The organism is Marinobacter sp. MMG032 (assembly GCF_040112695.1).
In the GTDB taxonomy this organism is placed as follows: Bacteria; Pseudomonadota; Gammaproteobacteria; order Pseudomonadales; family Oleiphilaceae; genus Marinobacter; species Marinobacter salsuginis.
In genome coordinates this window covers 3,151,864-3,168,427 of sequence record NZ_CP157802.1, presented here as the reverse complement: position 1 = coordinate 3,168,427, position 16,564 = coordinate 3,151,864, and the positions used below count along the sequence as shown (strand labels likewise).

The following is a 16,564-nucleotide window of genomic DNA, read 5'->3' as shown; positions in this document are numbered from 1 at the left end:
TACCTCTTAACATTTATTTTAAATACATGTTAATGATATGACCACTTCCTCAGAAAATCAAACCGGAGAGGTTCACCTGCTCCTGCTCTTCTCAGGATCTCTACGGGCAATACCTCATCGGATATACCCATAAATTAAATTTGACACCTGAAATACACCTAATCAAAATTCCTACATAAAGATTTATTTTGAATGAATGTTAAAGAGGAGAAGTTTCATGAAGTTCAAAGAAGCCTACACAAGCCGACTGGAGGGAGCGCACCATGGCTAAATATCGCCGCCTGTGGTTTTTGCTGATCGGAATCCTGGCAGTAACTTTCACGCTACTGGGGTATTTCGGTGCAGAGGTGTATCGCGAAGCACCGCCAATTCCGGAGCGGGTTGTATCCGCCGATGGCGACACCCTGATGACCGGGGAAAGTATTCTTGATGGCCAGACAGCCTGGCAGTCCGTCGGGGGTATGCAGCTTGGCTCAATCTGGGGCCACGGCGCCTACCAGGCACCGGACTGGACCGCCGACTGGCTGCACCGGGAACTGGAGACATGGCTGGAAATCGCCGCCCGGGAAGAGTACGGACAGGACTGGCACAGCCTCAGCGGGCAACAGCAACACGCTCTGCAGTACGACCTGAAAACCGAGTACCGCACCAACACCTACGACGCCGCAACCAGCACCCTGCACCTTTCCGAGCGCAGGGTCGAAGCCATTGCCAAAACCGCCGACTACTACAGCCGCCTGTTCAGCGACGCGCCGGAACTACAGTCTACCCGTGAAAACTACGCCATGAAGGAAAACACCCTGCCCAGCGCCGAGCGTCGGGAGCGGATGACCGAGTTTTTCTTCTGGACCGCCTGGGCCGCCGCTACCGAGCGCCCGGAGAGTGACGTTACCTACACCAACAACTGGCCCCACGAGCCGCTGATCGACAACCGGCCAAGCGGTGAGAACGTTGTCTGGTCGTTGATCAGCGTGGTTCTTCTTATTGCCGGTGTCGGTGGCCTGATCTGGGCCTGGGCCTTCCTTCGCAAAGAGGACGAGGAGCCTGAGGCACCGGTCAAGGATCCGCTCACTGCAGTTGGCCTTACGCCCTCCCAGAAAGCACTGGGCAAGTATCTATTACTCGTGGTTGGTCTGTTCACGTTCCAGGTGATGCTTGGTGGCTTTACCGCCCACTATACGGTGGAAGGTCAGGGCTTCTACGGCATCGAGACTTCGGAGTGGTTCCCCTACTCCCTGATGCGCACCTGGCACATTCAGTCGGCCATGTTCTGGATTGCCACCGGCTTCCTGGCAGCCGGCCTGTTCCTCGCGCCCATCATCAATGGCGGCAAGGATCCGAAATACCAGAAGCTGGGTGTTGATGTGCTGTTCTGGGCTCTGGTTGCAGTCGTTGCCGGCTCGTTTATTGGCAATTTCCTGGCCATCAACCAGATCATGCCGGCCAACCTAAGCTTCATGCTGGGCCACCAGGGCTACGAGTATGTCGACCTCGGCCGCCTCTGGCAGATCGGCAAGTTCCTCGGCATCGTGTTCTGGCTGGTGCTGATGCTTCGCGGCATTGTGCCCGCCCTGCGCCAGCCCGGTGACAAGAACCTGCTGGCACTGTTGACTGCCTCGGTCGTTGCCATCGGCCTGTTCTACGGTGCCGGCTTCTTCTACGGCGAGCGTACCCATATCTCGATCATGGAGTACTGGCGCTGGTGGATTGTCCACCTATGGGTCGAAGGCTTCTTTGAAGTGTTCGCAACCGCGGCCCTGGCGTTCATTTTCTGCAGCATGGGCCTGGTATCCCGCACCGTGGCGACCGCTGCCAGCCTGGCTTCTGCCAGCCTGTTCATGCTCGGGGGTGTACCCGGCACCTTCCACCACCTGTACTTCTCCGGCACCACCACACCGGTCATGGCAGTGGGCGCCACCTTCAGTGCACTGGAAGTAGTACCGCTGGTGGTCCTCGGCTACGAAGCCTGGGAAAACTGGCGCCTGAAATCCCGTGCCCCGTGGATGGAAAATATCCGCTGGCCGCTGACCTTCTTTGTGGCAGTTGCCTTCTGGAACATGCTGGGTGCCGGCGTACTCGGGTTCATGATCAACCCGCCCATCGCGCTGTATTACATCCAGGGCCTGAACACCACGCCCACCCATGCCCACGCAGCCCTGTTCGGTGTCTACGGCTTCCTGGCCCTGGGCTTCGCGCTGATGATCCTCCGCTATATCCGCCCGCGCATCGTTTTTGACGAGCGGCTGATGAAAGTCGGCTTCTGGTGGCTGAACATTGGCCTGGTTCTGATGCTGTTCACCAGCCTGCTGCCGGTCGGGTTCATCCAGTTCATTGCCAGCGCCAGCGAAGGTCTCTGGTACGCACGCAGCGAAGCCTTCATGCAGAGCGATATCCTGCAGACCCTGCGCTGGGTAAGAACCATTGGCGACGTGGTCTTCATCGTCGGCGCCCTGGCCGTCACCTGGCAGGTGGTAAAAGGGGTCTTCTTCCCGGATCTGGAACCGGTTGCCCTGGAAACTGATGAAAATGGCGCAGCCAGCAAGCTGAGCGCCTGATAAAGAAAGTGCGGGCCACGGAAGGCCCCTCTCTTTGAACCTCAACCAAGGAGTGCTGTCATGAGAATGACTGAACCTGTAACCAAGGCATCCAACGAAGAGTTGATCGAACATATCCTGACCCGTTATCACGACACTCATCGGGACCAGTTACCGGAATTGATTCGGCTTTCCGAACGGGTGGAAAGAGTGCACGGCGGCCATACCGACTGCCCTGCCGGACTCTCGGCTCATCTTACGCAGATGGCCGAGGAGCTGGAGACCCATATGGCTAAAGAAGAGCAAATTCTGTTCCCGATGATCTCCCGCGGCATATCGGGCATGGCGTTGGGTCCAATCTCGGTTATGCGCGCAGAGCATGAGGGCCACGATTCGGCCCTGATCCACCTCGATGCGCTCACCAATAATCTGAGTCTCCCCGAGGGTGCCTGCAACACCTGGCGCAGGCTCTATGAACAAATTGCTGTTTTTCGTGAAGACCTTAAGGAACACATAGCTCTGGAAAACTCCGAGCTGTTCGCCCGCATAGACGGGCTGACGGCCCAGAGTTAGTGGGCTTACCTCCCGAGGGGTATCGGAATTGGTGATCTGATCTGTAATACTTGGTCTATAATCAGGTTAAAAAACAATCGGCAACAGGACCAACCCGATGCCCCAGAACAAGCTGACAGACCGTTTTGGCCGCACCGTCAACTACGTGCGTCTGTCCGTCACCGACCGGTGTGACTTCCGCTGCGTGTACTGCATGGCCGAAGACATGACTTTCCTGCCCCGCCAGCAGGTTCTGACGCTTGAGGAAATCGCCCGCGTTGCCCGCAACTTTGTTGATCTGGGTACCGAGAAAATACGCCTGACCGGCGGCGAGCCCCTGGTACGGAAGGATATTCTGGAACTGGTCAAGGAAATCGGCACCTACGGGCTGCGCGATTTCGCCATGACTACCAATGGCAGCCAGCTACCCGCCATGGCCGAGCCCCTGCGCAAGGCCGGTATGCATCGCCTGAACATCAGCCTGGATTCTCTGGATGCGGAGAAATTCCACAACATTACCCGCACCGGCAAACTCTCCCAGGTGCTGGACGGCATTGATGCTGCCCGGGAGGCCGGCTTCCGCGGCATCAAGATCAATACCGTGGTGATGAAAGGCCGCAACGATGAAGAGGTCCCCGAGCTGGTCGAGTTCGCCCGGAAGAAGAACGTGGACATCACCTTTATCGAAGAAATGCCCCTGGGTGAGATTTCAGAGCATGATCGTGGCCTGGCCCTGTGCACCAGTGAGGAAGTGCGGGACATCATCCGAAAGCACCACGAGCTGGTGCCTGCCACCGAGGATACCGGCGGTCCTGCGCGTTATTACCGCATGGAAGATAGCAAGACCCGGGTCGGTTTCATTTCACCCCATTCCCACAACTTCTGCTCCACCTGCAACCGGGTGCGGGTAACCGTCGAAGGGCGTCTGCTACTGTGTCTGGGCAACGAGCACTCGGTGGATCTGCGCAGGGTTCTGCGGGGCAATCCGGTGACCGATGACAAGCTGCGGGAGACCATCATCAATGCCATGGATCTGAAGCCTGAGCGGCATCACTTCTCCAGTAACGGGGATGTGCAGATTCTCCGGTTCATGAACATGACTGGCGGTTGAAAAGCCAGCATAAAAAAGGGGCCAGATGAAGGTTTTCATCTGGCCCCTTTTTCGTTTCTAGTGGTCCATTCCATCCATGCTGTTCATATTCATTCCAGCATTCAGGTTCTTCATCGTTACCTCGCTGAACGCCAGCACCTCACCACCATGTGAATTGGCAAAATGATCTGCATCAGCCTTACTGGCAAACGATGCCAGTGTTGGCCCCATGGCACCCTTGCGGTTGGAACCAACGACGTAGAAGGCCTCACGGGCGTCGATCAGAGAGGTGTCGTCCGGGCTTGACCAGTCAGTCTCGGCCATATCGTGCACATACAATGTGTGATTTCGGTTGATGTTCTCCGGTTGGAGCGCCCAGGCGAACATGTCTCGGGTGGAGCAGAACTTGCGGACGTGCTGGTCCTTTTCGGTAATCGCCTGGCCCCTGGGACCGGGGAAGTTTGTAATGACCATGCCGCAAACGTGGCACTCGTCGCCGGTTGCGAAATTAACCGGGGCGGCTTTGGCAGTCGTTTGTTCTTCGCTACCTGAGCACGCGGTGAATGCGAAGGCTGCCAGGGCGACCAGGAGCCAGTTGGGTTTACTTCTGTTCATCGGGATAACTCCGTTCAGATACGGCGGTTTCGGAAAAGTAACAGAGCGCCTGCCAGCGGGATGGCAAACCACAACACCAGACCAATCCACAGGCCGGCGGCGCCGACGGGCAGATCGGCGCCAAGGCTGAGCACGCCACTGAGCTGGGCGCTGTCGCCAAAGGCAACGATATTGAGCAGGCGGTAGATATCCGTGGGGTTGAGCATCAACAGCCAGGGCAGCAGTTCCGCGCTGAACTGGCCTTCGCTGGCCACCAGGGTACCCAACAGCATCAGGTCGAAGATCAGCACGAAGAAGAACCAGATCGCTAGGGCCAGGCCGGCGGCGATGGGCTTTTCGCTGACCCGGACACTGATCACATAGGCTAGGGCAATAAAGCCCCACCCCAGTAGCACGGTAGAGCCGATGAAGCGCAGCATGGCTGCCGCGAGACTGGCGATGGCCACGTCTTCGACCAATACGGCAATGGCCACGCCCGTTACGCCGAAACCAATTACGGTGGCCAGCGCGAGGGTCAGACCATGGCCCAGAAACTTGCCGAGCAGCAGTTGGCTCCGACTCAGTGGGTAGGTCAGCAGCAACAAAAGGGTTCCCCCCTCTTCTTCGCCCACGATGGCGTCGTACGCCAACAACAATGCGATCAGTGGAATGAGGAAAATCCCAAGGCTCGCGAGGCTGGCAATGGTGGCCGGCGTGGAGGCATACCCCACCTGCCCCGACGCTGCGGCACCAAACCAGGCGATGCCCAAAGCCAGGGTCGCAAACACCAGGGAAATGGCCATCAACCAACGATTGCGCAGGCTATCGCTGAGTTCTTTTCGGGCAATGGTCCAGATACTGTTCACTTGCTGCCTCCCCGGTGGGCCAGGCCACCCGAACCGATAAAGTGCACGTAGATGTCTTCCAGGCTGGGCTGATGAATGCTGATATCGGCCACTTCACCCGAGGCCATTACGGCATTCAGCAGCGTCATCTTTTCCCTCGGCTGCACATCTACCTGCAGGCGCCCGCTGTCAGTCCTGAGGATCAGGCCACTGTTACTCGATGCCCTGTCAATTACCTTTTCCAGCGCCGAGATACTGTTCGCGGGATCCAGAGACAGGGTTACCGGCATATTGGCCTGCCGCCTCAACGCGGCCAGATCCCCGGCGGCCTTCAGCGCACCATTGGTAAGAATGGCGGCACGATCAATATAGGGTTCGACACCGGGCAGGACGTGGGAACACAGCACGATGCCCGTGCCGCCATTACGCAACTCTCGTAGCAGCCGGTACAGGTCTGCCGTGGCGACCGGATCCAGTCCAACGGTAGGCTCATCCAGCATCAGCAGCTTGGGCTCGCCCAGCAGCGCCTGGGCCAGACCAAGACGCTGGCGCATGCCTTTCGAGTAGGTCTTGGTGCGGGCATTCATGGCATCGCCCAGGCCCACCTGCTCAAGCAGTCGGGGCACTTGCTGCAATGACGCACCTTTCAGCCGGGCAAAATGGGTAAGAATCTCCCGCCCGGTCAGTTGCGGATAAAACATCACATTCTCAGGCAGGTAACCGATGTGCTGGCTCACCTGCGGATCCCCGGCGTGACCACCCAGCACGGAAACCGAGCCCTGATTGGGCGTCATCAACCCCAGAATCAGCTTGATGCAGGTTGTCTTTCCGGCCCCGTTGTGACCAAACAATCCCAGGATCTCGCCCGGCTCCAGGCGCAGATCAATTCCGTGCAGCACCGGGCTCTTGTCGTACCGGTAACTCACATTTTCAAGGTGAAAACAGCTCATCGGATCTCCGGTTGAAGCTCTGCGGGCATCCGCATCAGAGGGTGGGAATCGGTGACACCGGCGGCCTTGACCACCGGAAACGCATCCTGCACCCAGCGCAGGGTATCCACCGCCGGGCTGAACATCAGAACCTTGGCTTCCGGGTATTTCCACAGCAGCCGGTCCACGTTGTCGTTGGGCTCATAGGGCACATCGCCAACGCCATCCTGATTCCGGTCCCAGCCCAGGTAATCACTCCAGAAATTGCCGCTGTTACCTTTCGACCACTCCTGGGTGCGGGTGGCCACATACTTGACCTGCCGCTGATTGTTCACGAACGCGTTGCCAAAAACCTCGTTGTCTTCCGAACCCGCCGTCAGATGAATGCCGATATTACTGTCAGCGAAAACATTGCCCTCAAAGGTGTTGTACAGGGAGTTATAGATAAACACCGCCTTGCCTTCGGCGCCCTCAATGGCAACACCAGCTGTCTGCCCCTGGGACACCCCCGTCACCACATTCCCCCGCAGCTCCGACTGGGTAATGAAATTCATCAGAATCCCGTAGTTCTCATCATTCACCGACCGGTTGTTGATCACCGTCAGACGCTTGCTCTGCATCAGCGCATAACCGGTTCGGGTGTTGCGGGTAACGTTGTTCTCAAGCAGATTATTCATCGAGTACATGTAATGAATGCCATAACGCAGATCCGCCATCTCATTGCCGCGGATCGTATTGTTATTCGCCGTCTCGATATAGATCGCATCCCGGGTCTGACGAATGTCATTGCCCTCAATCAGGGCCCCGGTCGTGTTGAACAGATGAATCCCGTTACCCCGGTCATTCGGACGCAGCGAGTCATCACCTCGAATCGTATTATTGCGAACCGTCACATCCGGCGTTGCATCCAGCCACACCCCAAAACCCGGCCCATCCAACCGGTTGTTCTCCACCACGACACCGCGCGCCCCCCGGGCGACAAAAATCCCCGCATCCAGCTCGTTCAGATTGCTGCCCCAGTTACGAACGGCACAGCCGGAAAACGTCACCTCCTCGGCGACGATATCCACCGCATTGCCCTGCCCGCCCGGGTCAATCACTGTTTCTTCATGACAAGACACAGACACCCCGGACACCCGGATTGCCAGAGACGAAATCTGCTCAGGGGGAAGCTCAAAGCTCGCACCCGGTTCCAGGGCATCAAGCTGTTCTTGCAGGTCCGCTTGCGCGGTCAGCGATAAAAGAGCGACTGTCAGGGCCACTCCATAACGCAACAGTGGATACATCTATGATTCTCTATAAGTGAAGCAGGTCCGAAGCCACCGCCCTAGGTACGGCAAGCCAAGAGGAGAACCCTTTCCAAAACTGTGCGGAGCCATGGATGGCGGAGCCCAAGCGCCACATGGATGTGCCGCAAGGAGCGTGTTTTGGAAAGGGTTCTCCTCTTGGGTTGCTTCTCCGAAGTTGGAAATCACCAGGACTCCCAAAAGGAGTCCCGGCGAAAGAGAGGCCTATCAGGCCTTCTCTACAATCATGCGACCGCGCATCTCCATATGCAGCGCATGACAGAACCAGTTGCAGTAGTACCAGTGCACCCCGGGACGATCCGCCTTGAAGGTCACCGAAGCCGTCTGCTGCGGACTAATCTCCATGCTCACACCATGGTTCACCATGCAGAAACCGTGGGTCACATCCTCAATGGTGTCCAGGTTGGTAACGTACACCGTCACCTCATCACCCTGCTTCACCTTGAACTCAGTCATCCCGTACTGCGGCGCAATCGAGGTCATGTAAACACGAACCTTGTTGCCATCCCGGATAACCTTGTTGTCGACTTCCAGAGTCACACCATCCTTCTTGGCCTGCTCAACAGCAGAGGCAAAGAACGGATCGTCACGCTCGTAGATCTTCCGTGTCTTGATCTGATCACGACGTACAAGGATGCAGTCGTGGGGCTCAGCGAAGGTCGGGCCGTCGTGAACCAGCTTCATCTCCTCGCCGGAGATATCGATCAACTGGTCGTTCTCCGCGTGCAAAGGTCCAACCGGGAGGAACCGGTCCTTGGAGAACTTCGACAGTACCACCAGCCACTTGCCATCAGCATCCCGGGATTCGGTCAGGGACGCGTGGTTGTGGCCCGGCTGATAATGCACGTCCAGCTTCTGACGGATGTAGTTCACATCCTCGCCGTTGTAGTGCCTGATGGCATCGGCAATGTTCCACTTGGCCACCTGGCTGTCGATAAACAGAGTGGTGTAGGCATTGCCACGGCCGTCAAAGGTCGTGTGCAGGGGCCCAAGACCCAGTTCCGGCTCGCCCACCACGGTATCCCGCGGCTCGATCTTGCCATCAAACAGATCATCCAGCTTGTCGATCGCAATGATGGACACGGTCGGAGACAGCTTGCCGTTGGCAATGAAGTATTTGCCGTCCGGAGAGGTATTCAGACCGTGCGGGTTCTTCGGAACCGGAATGTAACGGGTCAGCTCCGAGCCGGCACGACCGTCTACCACAGGCACCTTGGAATCACCCAGGGTCTTGTAGTTGCCATTCTTGACCGCCTGCTCAATACGCTCGATGTTGAACACCACCGCCCAGTCGCGATCGTTGCGCATGGTACCGGCCAGATCCAGCGCCTTCTCCGAGTTGTAGCAGGTGGAGCAGGCGTATTTGCCGGTGTAGTCGGCATCGGTGTTATCGAGGTTACCGTCAACAATCACCTGGAAGGCCACCTCCATGGTTTCCGCATCCAGGGCGTTAAACATGGTAAAGCTGCTCTCAAGGCTGGTGTCGCTGCCATCGTTCGGATGGGGAATGACATACTCGGCGTTGCAGAACACATACTTGGTCTTGGGCACCTTCTGAAGCCGCAGGCCGTGAATGGCCTGAACGTTCGGAATCGTGGTGATCTTGTCACACTTCATGATATCCAGGCGGATACGGGCAACGCGGGTGTTGGCCTTGTCGTTGATGAACAGGTATTTGCCGTCGTAACGACCGTCCGTCATGGAAATGTGGGGGTGGTGGGAATCGCCGTTCAGGTGGGTATTGTCATGGCCCAGAACGTCCTTGCTCTCGTTGCTGATACCCCAGCCCGTCGCGGAATCCACGTTGAATACGGGGATACGCATTAGCTCCCGCATGGAGGGTACGCCCAGAACCCGAACCTCACCGGAGTGACCACCGCTCCAGAAGCCGTAATACTCATCAAGCTCTCCCGGATGGATCACATATTTGTTGCGGGCCTCCTCGGCTGCGGCCGCGAATGCCTCACGGGACATTACCGCGGTGCCAAGCCCTGTTGCACCGGCGACACCTGCCAGAGCAGCAGCCCCCATGAACCGACGGCGACTCTGGCCGCTTTCCGGAAGCTCGTTCAGGTCTTTGGTCAGATCATCTCTTCTTTTCATAACATCCAACTCCGTTATTGGTAATGGCGGTTTACTTCTCATGCTTTCTTTTTTTGGGACTACTCAGGACACCTGAACCACGGGTATTTCCTCCGGGTGGCCCGGTGCATTATGACCACGGCGCTTACCGCGTCGCTTGACGATCAGCGGCGGGCACTTGTGGTCATCGAAATAGGTCATCTGGCAATCCAGGCAGTAATGGCATTCCATGTAGTTGATGTGCCCGTCCGGATGGATCGCCTGAACTTCGCACTCGTGATCGCACAGCCGGCAGGGGTTGCCACACTCCTTGCGCCGCTTGAGCCAGTCGAACACTCTCAATTTGCTGGGCAGCGCCAGGGCTGCACCCAGCGGACACATGTAGCGGCAGAACACCTTGCGGGTGAACAGGTTGACCACCAGCAACAGGACGGCGTAAGTCACGAAAGGCCAGCTACGATCAAACTTGAGGGTGATGGCGGTCTTGAACGGCTCTACCTCGGCCAGGCGCTCGGCGGTTGCCATGGAATCGAGGGACACCCCGAACAGCACCAGCAGGATGATGTACTTGATGGCCCAGAGCCGTTCGTGCACTGCAAAGGGCACGGTGTATTGAGGCACCTTCAGCTTCCGGGCAATTTCATTCAGCAATTCCTGGAGTGCACCGAATGGGCACAACCAGCCGCAGTAAACCGCCCGCCCCCAGAGCAGGACGATGGCGGCCACCACGGCCCAGAGGATGAACAGCATCGGGTCGATCAGGAACGTGCTCCAACTGAACCCGCTGATCAGGCTATTGGCAAATGTGAGCACGTTGACGATGGACAACTGCCCCATGGCGTACCAGCCGATGAAGAACAGCGTGTAGGTCAGAAAGGCGTGGCGAATCCAGCGCATCATCTTCGGCTTTTTCACCAGCCAGTCCTGGAAAAACAGGATGAACATCAGCACACCGATACCGATACCCAGCACCACAATCTGGAATTCCCGCTGGTACCACACCTGGACCCACATGGGCTGGCTCTCCAGCCATTCTTCCTCGGACACGACAGGCTCCGGACGGGTGTAATACTGCTCCGGCAACTGATACTCCAGCGGAAACACCTGGAATTCACTATCCAGGGGACCGGTCTGGCGCTTGACCGTGAGTTCGAGTGTCCAGGGGGTGCCGGGATCGAAGTTGTACTGCTGGCGAATAATGAAGATCGCCATCTCGGTGAATTCCGGCATGCCCTCGGCATAGACATCGCTCAGCCGGTAGAAATCCAGGTCGCGGAAGTTGAAGGTATCGCCGAACTGACGGATCTGGATGCGGTCGAAAATGCCACCGCGAACATAACCCGAGCCCTTGAAGGAGTACTCGCCGTTGGCCATGACGGCAATGGCGTGCTCGCCCTCCTCAAGCTCGGATGTCAGCCACTGGTACTGGCTCTCTCCCAGCAGGTTACGACCAATAGTCGGAACATCCAGGTAAGCGGTATACAGATCGATCAGTGGCTCATTTCGTTCTTCGGGCCCTGCGGTATCAACACCCTCGGCTTCCGTACCCTTGAAGGAATCATCCACCTGCCCCTTGGTGAGCAGCAGCCGGCGCACCGAGCCGTCTCCGGTCAGTTCCTCCCAGGTTTTCTGCTCGAAGGCCTGCTTGTCCACGGTAGCCAGCGGCGGACGGGAGCCGTCCTCGCCCTCGACCATACCCAGTTCCACGCCCACCCGATGGGCAGTACGCATGATCACTTCGTTGATGACCATTACGGTTACTGTTGCGCCGGACAAACCGTCAACGGCCACCTTGCGCTCCGAGGAGGTTCCGCCCACGGTTACCCGCTGGTCGGCCTTCAGGCCCGTATACTGGTCGGTAAAGGTGTGAAGCTTACTCTCCGGAATACCCACCAGAAGTATGGGTTCATCGTGGTGGATGACCTTGGCGGCCTTGATGGTGCCTTCGATATCCAGTACCACCAGGGCGTTGACGGGCTTGCCCGAGTAGGCGGGTGTCTGGACAAAGTCCAGGGACTGATAGGCGTAGCCCACCAGTTCATCGCGGGCATAGAGCTCCTGAATGGCTCGGTTGCCTTTCCGGGGGACAACCCTGGTGACTTCCGGGAAAGCCTGCCCGATGACCTGACGACCGGCAACAGGCTCATACTTGGCCAAAGGCGCTGCATTCAGGGCCATGGCCATGATCGACGCGAGAAAGAGAACAGCGAAGCGGGAAAAAACGGACACAGAAGACTCCCTGAGAAAAAGCGCCTTATTGCTTCAGCCTAGGCAAATTAGAGGAAAATCAAATACCTCTTATTGAATACACCTGCCCGGGGTATTGATCGACTTCTCGCTGTCAGCCAAGGCTGACAGCGTTTCCCTGCGTATCGAGGGGGAGGTAATTACTGATATGACCAAGGCGGATAGACTCCACCATCATGGTCAATGGTTGTTGCGCTTCATCAGTGGATGGAGGCGTGCCGCCACGGCCAGACATGGCGGCAACAAACACCACATCCCAGGACTGGCCTGTGGCCCGGGACTCTTCCTCCAGCGCCGCGAAATCCGGTGCTTCATCGGGGGTTTTGTCGACACAGACCACCGGCGTCAGGGCGCCACCCTCGCCGCGCTCAAAGGCGGCTCTTTCTTCCGGGGAGGCCTCGTCCGGCAACTCTGCCCGGCAGAACACGAATAGCAGGCGCTGGGGTTCCTGCTGGCTATAAGAGGCCTGAATCAGGTCACTGTAACTGCTGATCATTTTGGTGAATCCTTACTGGTACCAGGCCGCTGCGATTTACGCCTGGCGGGCAATGAGCTGGTGGTTTGAGGTGAGCCTGCGAACTTCGTCGCACACTTCTTCCACGGCGTCTTCGCCGTAACTCTGTCCGTAGTGTTTCTTGAAGCCGAAGTCGTAGAGCCGGACATGCTCATCGGGCTCGACACCAATGTTCTCGAGGCAAGCCCGGGCGCAGTGCAGCGGGCAGCCATCAATAACCGTGATCGGGCGACCGGATCGGGCGGTTTTCACCAGGGACGGAACCTTGCCACCGACGCCCGAGATGCAGGACATTTCAAATTCGCCGGCATGGTCGAGTCTGACCGCTGCATTGTTGGCCAGCTGCGCCACGTCGGAGCAGCCGGAACATGAGTAGATCAGTGGACGCTGTTTTCTCGCTGTCACTTGTCCTCCCTTCCAGACGCCTGGAGGCTCGCTTTAATGTGGTTAGTTACTGACTGATCTCGATCAGTCGCTGGGGGTCTGAAATAAACAGTCGGCTACGGTTAACCCGCACCAGGCCGTTGGATTTGAGATCCGCCAGAATCCGGGAGAAGGTTTCCGGCTGCATGGCAAGTCTGGAAGCCACCAGGCACTTGGGCAGCGGCAACTCTACTTCTCCACCTTCCTCTGCGCCGTTGGGCAGCAGGTCGATCAGGTAGCGGATCAACCGGTCCCGGGCGTTCTGGACGGTCATAATTTCCAGGTCGTGGAACCGGGAAACGGCGCGTTTGGCGTAATGCCGCAGCGCTGCCTGGGCGTATTCGGGGTTGCTTTCCAGCATGTCCTGATAGGCTTTGACCGGAATCATCAGCACTTCGCTGGATTTGAGGGCCTCAGCGTAGCAGGCATACCGGGGCGGATCGGCGTAGATCATGACTTCGGCGAAGCAGTCACCGGGGGCAATGCTGTCGAGGGTTCGGTCGATGCCGGAGGAGTCCAGGCGGTAAAGACGCAGGCGGCCGGAGATCACGAAGAAGAAGTGGTGCGCCGGCATATCCTGGCGGTAGAGCAGCTGGTGATGGCCAAGACGGATTCTTCGGGATTGCTGGATCAGGTGCTGCAGGTCTTTGCCATTGAGTTCCGAGAACAGTGGATGGCTGCGCAGGGCCTGAAGGCCGTCTTCGTCATCGAAAGGCTTGTTGACGGCGACGAGCACGGGTTTGGTGTAGCGGGTTTCGGCCGTTTGGGTCATTGCCATTGGTGTATCCTCTCTGCATATTCATGCATTCGAAATCATGTTTTAAATAGTAGAAGGATACTGGGGGAAAATCGCTCCCCCCATGGGGGTAGTCGGGGAGTTATTCGGGAGTAATTGACCTAACTCAAAGTGTTCTGTTGCCAACTAATTTGAGCTCAATAGGAATTCACTGAGCCTTGGTATTGGCGGACTGACTGTAGAGCACAGGTTGGCAGCCAGTAGGGCTTCCCAAAACGCGCTCCTTGCGGCACGTCCCTGTGACGCTTGACTGCAGCCATCCATGGCTGCAGACAGTTTTGGGAAGCCCTACTGACCACCAACCTCCCGACCCCGGAGCCAAACCCTTAATTACTGCATCAGGGGCGAGTCTGGGAGTTCCAGATCGACACCTTCCACGCCAGTTTCCGCTGCAAGCACCTGCAGGTACTGACGGAATGCCCGGCGGGTTACACTCTCGCTCAGATACTGCCGGATCTGGGGTTTGACGTGCTCGTACGGGAGCTGCTGGCCGTCGATTCTCTGGTCAACGCGAACGATGTGCCAGCCGTAGCGGGTTTCGATCAGTTCCGGGTTCAGGCCTTCCTGGAGGGCGAGGACCGGGCGCTCGAATTCGTCGACGGTCTGGCCTTTGCTGATCTGGCCGAGGCTGCCTCCCTGGTGACGGGATTCGCAGGCGGAGTATTGTTTGGCCAGTTCGGCGAACTGGGAGCGGCCGTCGATGAGGGACGACAGTAACTGTTGGCCGGCTTCTTCCTGGCGGATGCGTTCCTGGACGTCGTCCGGGGCAGCGGCGAGGAGGATGTGGCTGACAGCCATCAGTGTGGGGCTGCGGAAGCGGGCCGGATTGGCGTTGTAGAAGCGTTCGCAGTCCTGTTCGGTCGGGTCCGGGACGTTGAGTTCGAATTCCAGAACCCGGGCGATGCGGTCTTCTTCGTCGTCGATGTCGTCGAGCTTGAGGCGGCTGGCCTGCTGCAGGAGCAACTCGCGGATGACGAGGCTTTTGGCAGCTTCGTGCCAGGCTTCGGCGACTTCCTCGGCCGGGTGATGCTGCATTTCCCGGGCGATGTCGTCTTCGCCGATGAGGGTTTCACCCACATAGACCGGCGGGAACTGGTTTCTGGGTTTTTCGGCGTCGCCGACGGGGATGAGTTGCATAGCAATAACCTCAGGGAAGATGGGGTCAGATGAAGGCTTTCATCTGACCCGGTTTTCATTTACATCAAGCGCGCTTGCGTACCACCTGGTACTTCCGCCCGAAATACTCCACCGGCACGCTGAGCATGTGCACCAAGCGGGTGAATGGGAAGAGTACGAAGATGGTCAGGCCCAGGAAGATGTGGGTCTTGTAGATCCAGTGCACATCGGCGATGTAGCCGGCCACGCCGCCCTGGAGGGTGACAATGCCCTGAGCCCAGGCCGAGAACTTCAACATGGTGCTGCCATCCAGATGGCCCATGGTGGGCAGGATGGTCAGAAGGCCAAGTGCCAGCTGAACCACCAGAATGACGATGATCATGTTGTCCGCAAAGGTGCTGCTGGCCTTCACGCGTGGGTCGGTCAGGCGGCGCCAGGCGAGCATGCCGCCGCCGATGATCGCCATCACGCCTGCAATACCGCCGACTACGATGGCCATGACCTGCTTGGTGCCAGGCGTCATGAACGGCTCGTAGAAGGCGTGTGGAGTCAGCAGGCCCACCAGGTGGCCGAAGAAGATCACCAGCACACCCACGTGGAACAGCACGCTGGCCATCACCATGTTTTTCTTGCGCAGCATCTGGCTGGAATGGGCTTTCCAGGTGAACTGGCCCTGGTCATAGCGTGCCCAGGTACCAATCACCAGAATCGCGAGAGCAATGTAGGGATAAACCCCGAACAGTAGTGTATTCAGATAGGACATCATTTCCGTTTCCTCCTGCGCCCTCAGGCGCGCCCTGCCTGACGGGGTGTTGCATCCGTCATCAGCTGATCACTCAGGTGAATGGTCTGGGTCTGTTCCAGTTCGCGGCGGCGTTGGCCTACAACGCTGCCGGTACTGCAGGAGCTGCCCTGATCATCAACAAATTTCACCATTTCCTCTTCCCAGACCTTGTCCAGAGCCTCCGGGGTATCGTCGCGCTCTTCCGCGGCGACAATCTCCGCAAGCTCCTGGCGGTTCGCGCTTCGACCGGACAGGGTCAGCAGGGAATCCATCACCACGTGATAGAAGCTTTCCCGTTGATACAGTCGCTCGCCCAGCAAACCCAGGATGTGGTGGATGTCCTCCAGCCAGTTCCGGATCTCGTCCCAGGGGCGGGTGGAGAGGTATTCCAGGAACAGCGGCAGGTAATCCGGCAGCTCCCGGGCGTCGATCTCCAGACCGTTGGTACGGTACTCCTCCATCAGGTCCACCATGGCCTGGCCCCGGTCGCGGGATTCCCCGTGCACGTGTTCGAACAGCAGCAGGGATGTCGCCCGGCCCTTGTCGAACATGCCCACGTAGTTCTCCTGCATGTCCAGCAGGTCGCCATCGCAGATCATTTCTACACAGCGCAGCAGTTGCTCCTTGTTCTGCCTCGGCAGCCGGCTGTCCTCAAGGACTGCGGCTACCAGGGCGTCTTTGGAGGCCTGGAGTTCTTCGGTCGGGTACTCAAGCACCCGTGCCAGTACTTTCAAGAGTTGCATCTCGGCCT

Annotated in this window: 15 protein-coding genes; 3 read left to right on the top strand and 12 right to left on the bottom strand. The window is 58.0% G+C overall.

Annotated features, from left to right (window positions below):
- Positions 1–263 precede the first annotated feature (263 nt).
- The 3 genes from ABNF92_RS14480 to moaA all read left to right on the top strand — a co-directional run bounded on the left by ABNF92_RS14480 (position 264) and on the right by moaA (position 4,197).
- Entirely contained in the window at positions 264–2,555 is a 2,292-nt protein-coding gene (locus tag ABNF92_RS14480; RefSeq protein WP_349342526.1) for a nitric-oxide reductase large subunit, read from the top strand.
- 60 nt (positions 2,556–2,615) lie between these two features.
- Entirely contained in the window at positions 2,616–3,107 is a 492-nt protein-coding gene (locus ABNF92_RS14475; protein WP_349342525.1) for a hemerythrin domain-containing protein, read from the top strand.
- Between the two features lie 97 nt (positions 3,108–3,204).
- A complete protein-coding gene (gene moaA, locus ABNF92_RS14470) occupies positions 3,205–4,197 on the top strand; it encodes a GTP 3',8-cyclase MoaA (protein ID WP_349342524.1) in 993 nt (330 codons plus the stop codon).
- 57 nt (positions 4,198–4,254) lie between these two features.
- Here the strand turns inward: moaA and ABNF92_RS14465 are convergent, their stop codons facing one another.
- The 12 genes from ABNF92_RS14465 to narJ all read right to left on the bottom strand — a co-directional run bounded on the left by ABNF92_RS14465 (position 4,255) and on the right by narJ (position 16,556).
- On the bottom strand, positions 4,255–4,791 hold the full coding sequence (locus tag ABNF92_RS14465) for a nitrous oxide reductase accessory protein NosL (protein WP_349342523.1): 537 nt from the start codon (positions 4,789–4,791) through the stop codon (positions 4,255–4,257).
- A gap of 14 nt (positions 4,792–4,805) precedes the next feature.
- Positions 4,806–5,636, bottom strand: a complete 831-nt coding sequence (locus ABNF92_RS14460) for an ABC transporter permease subunit (protein ID WP_349342522.1) — start codon at positions 5,634–5,636, stop codon at positions 4,806–4,808.
- The gene (locus ABNF92_RS14455) at positions 5,633–6,565 is read right to left on the bottom strand and encodes an ABC transporter ATP-binding protein (protein ID WP_209400283.1); all 933 of its coding nucleotides are present in this window, start codon (positions 6,563–6,565) and stop codon (positions 5,633–5,635) included. The genes ABNF92_RS14460 and ABNF92_RS14455 overlap by 4 nt, the downstream gene beginning before the upstream one ends.
- Positions 6,562–7,830 carry a nitrous oxide reductase family maturation protein NosD gene (locus ABNF92_RS14450; RefSeq protein ID WP_136629300.1) on the bottom strand — a complete coding sequence of 423 codons (1,269 nt, stop codon included), beginning with the start codon at positions 7,828–7,830 and terminating at the stop codon, positions 6,562–6,564. The genes ABNF92_RS14455 and ABNF92_RS14450 overlap by 4 nt, the downstream gene beginning before the upstream one ends.
- A gap of 228 nt (positions 7,831–8,058) precedes the next feature.
- Entirely contained in the window at positions 8,059–9,954 is a 1,896-nt protein-coding gene (gene nosZ / locus ABNF92_RS14445; RefSeq protein WP_209400280.1) for a TAT-dependent nitrous-oxide reductase, read from the bottom strand.
- Between the two features lie 63 nt (positions 9,955–10,017).
- Complete coding sequence (locus tag ABNF92_RS14440; protein ID WP_349344096.1) at positions 10,018–12,117, bottom strand: 4Fe-4S binding protein; 2,100 nt, start codon at positions 12,115–12,117, stop codon at positions 10,018–10,020.
- Positions 12,118–12,274: 157 nt separating this feature from the next.
- Positions 12,275–12,676 (bottom strand): ribonucleotide reductase subunit alpha, encoded by a 402-nt coding sequence (locus ABNF92_RS14435; RefSeq protein WP_136629297.1) that lies wholly within the window; start codon positions 12,674–12,676, stop codon positions 12,275–12,277.
- Between the two features lie 36 nt (positions 12,677–12,712).
- Positions 12,713–13,099: a putative zinc-binding protein gene (locus ABNF92_RS14430; RefSeq protein WP_349342521.1), complete on the bottom strand. Its 387-nt coding sequence runs from the start codon at positions 13,097–13,099 to the stop codon at positions 12,713–12,715.
- 46 nt (positions 13,100–13,145) lie between these two features.
- Positions 13,146–13,895, bottom strand: a complete 750-nt coding sequence (locus tag ABNF92_RS14425) for a Crp/Fnr family transcriptional regulator (protein ID WP_222465292.1) — start codon at positions 13,893–13,895, stop codon at positions 13,146–13,148.
- Positions 13,896–14,243: 348 nt separating this feature from the next.
- A complete protein-coding gene (locus ABNF92_RS14420) occupies positions 14,244–15,050 on the bottom strand; it encodes a peptidylprolyl isomerase (RefSeq protein ID WP_136631351.1) in 807 nt (268 codons plus the stop codon).
- A 64-nt stretch (positions 15,051–15,114) separates the two neighbouring features.
- The gene (narI, locus tag ABNF92_RS14415) at positions 15,115–15,792 is read right to left on the bottom strand and encodes a respiratory nitrate reductase subunit gamma (RefSeq protein WP_069184500.1); all 678 of its coding nucleotides are present in this window, start codon (positions 15,790–15,792) and stop codon (positions 15,115–15,117) included.
- 23 nt (positions 15,793–15,815) lie between these two features.
- On the bottom strand, positions 15,816–16,556 hold the full coding sequence (gene narJ / locus ABNF92_RS14410; protein WP_069184477.1) for a nitrate reductase molybdenum cofactor assembly chaperone: 741 nt from the start codon (positions 16,554–16,556) through the stop codon (positions 15,816–15,818).
- Between the last annotated feature and the right edge of the window lie 8 nt (positions 16,557–16,564).

Bases quoted from the DNA above. Each gene is read 5' to 3' on its own strand.
- ABNF92_RS14440 (WP_349344096.1), bottom strand. From the start codon at position 12,117: ATGGCCATGGCCCTGAATGCAGCGCCTTTGGCCAAGTATGAGCCTGTT.
- ABNF92_RS14480 (WP_349342526.1), top strand. From the start codon at position 264: ATGGCTAAATATCGCCGCCTGTGGTTTTTGCTGATCGGAATCCTGGCA.
- ABNF92_RS14420 (WP_136631351.1), bottom strand. From the start codon at position 15,050: ATGCAACTCATCCCCGTCGGCGACGCCGAAAAACCCAGAAACCAGTTC.
- ABNF92_RS14450 (WP_136629300.1), bottom strand. From the start codon at position 7,830: ATGTATCCACTGTTGCGTTATGGAGTGGCCCTGACAGTCGCTCTTTTA.
- nosZ (WP_209400280.1), bottom strand. From the start codon at position 9,954: ATGAAAAGAAGAGATGATCTGACCAAAGACCTGAACGAGCTTCCGGAA.
- ABNF92_RS14475 (WP_349342525.1), top strand. From the start codon at position 2,616: ATGAGAATGACTGAACCTGTAACCAAGGCATCCAACGAAGAGTTGATC.
- narJ (WP_069184477.1), bottom strand. From the start codon at position 16,556: ATGCAACTCTTGAAAGTACTGGCACGGGTGCTTGAGTACCCGACCGAA.
- ABNF92_RS14465 (WP_349342523.1), bottom strand. From the start codon at position 4,791: ATGAACAGAAGTAAACCCAACTGGCTCCTGGTCGCCCTGGCAGCCTTC.
- ABNF92_RS14455 (WP_209400283.1), bottom strand. From the start codon at position 6,565: ATGAGCTGTTTTCACCTTGAAAATGTGAGTTACCGGTACGACAAGAGC.
- narI (WP_069184500.1), bottom strand. From the start codon at position 15,792: ATGTCCTATCTGAATACACTACTGTTCGGGGTTTATCCCTACATTGCT.
- ABNF92_RS14435 (WP_136629297.1), bottom strand. From the start codon at position 12,676: ATGATCAGCAGTTACAGTGACCTGATTCAGGCCTCTTATAGCCAGCAG.
- moaA (WP_349342524.1), top strand. From the start codon at position 3,205: ATGCCCCAGAACAAGCTGACAGACCGTTTTGGCCGCACCGTCAACTAC.
- ABNF92_RS14425 (WP_222465292.1), bottom strand. From the start codon at position 13,895: ATGGCAATGACCCAAACGGCCGAAACCCGCTACACCAAACCCGTGCTC.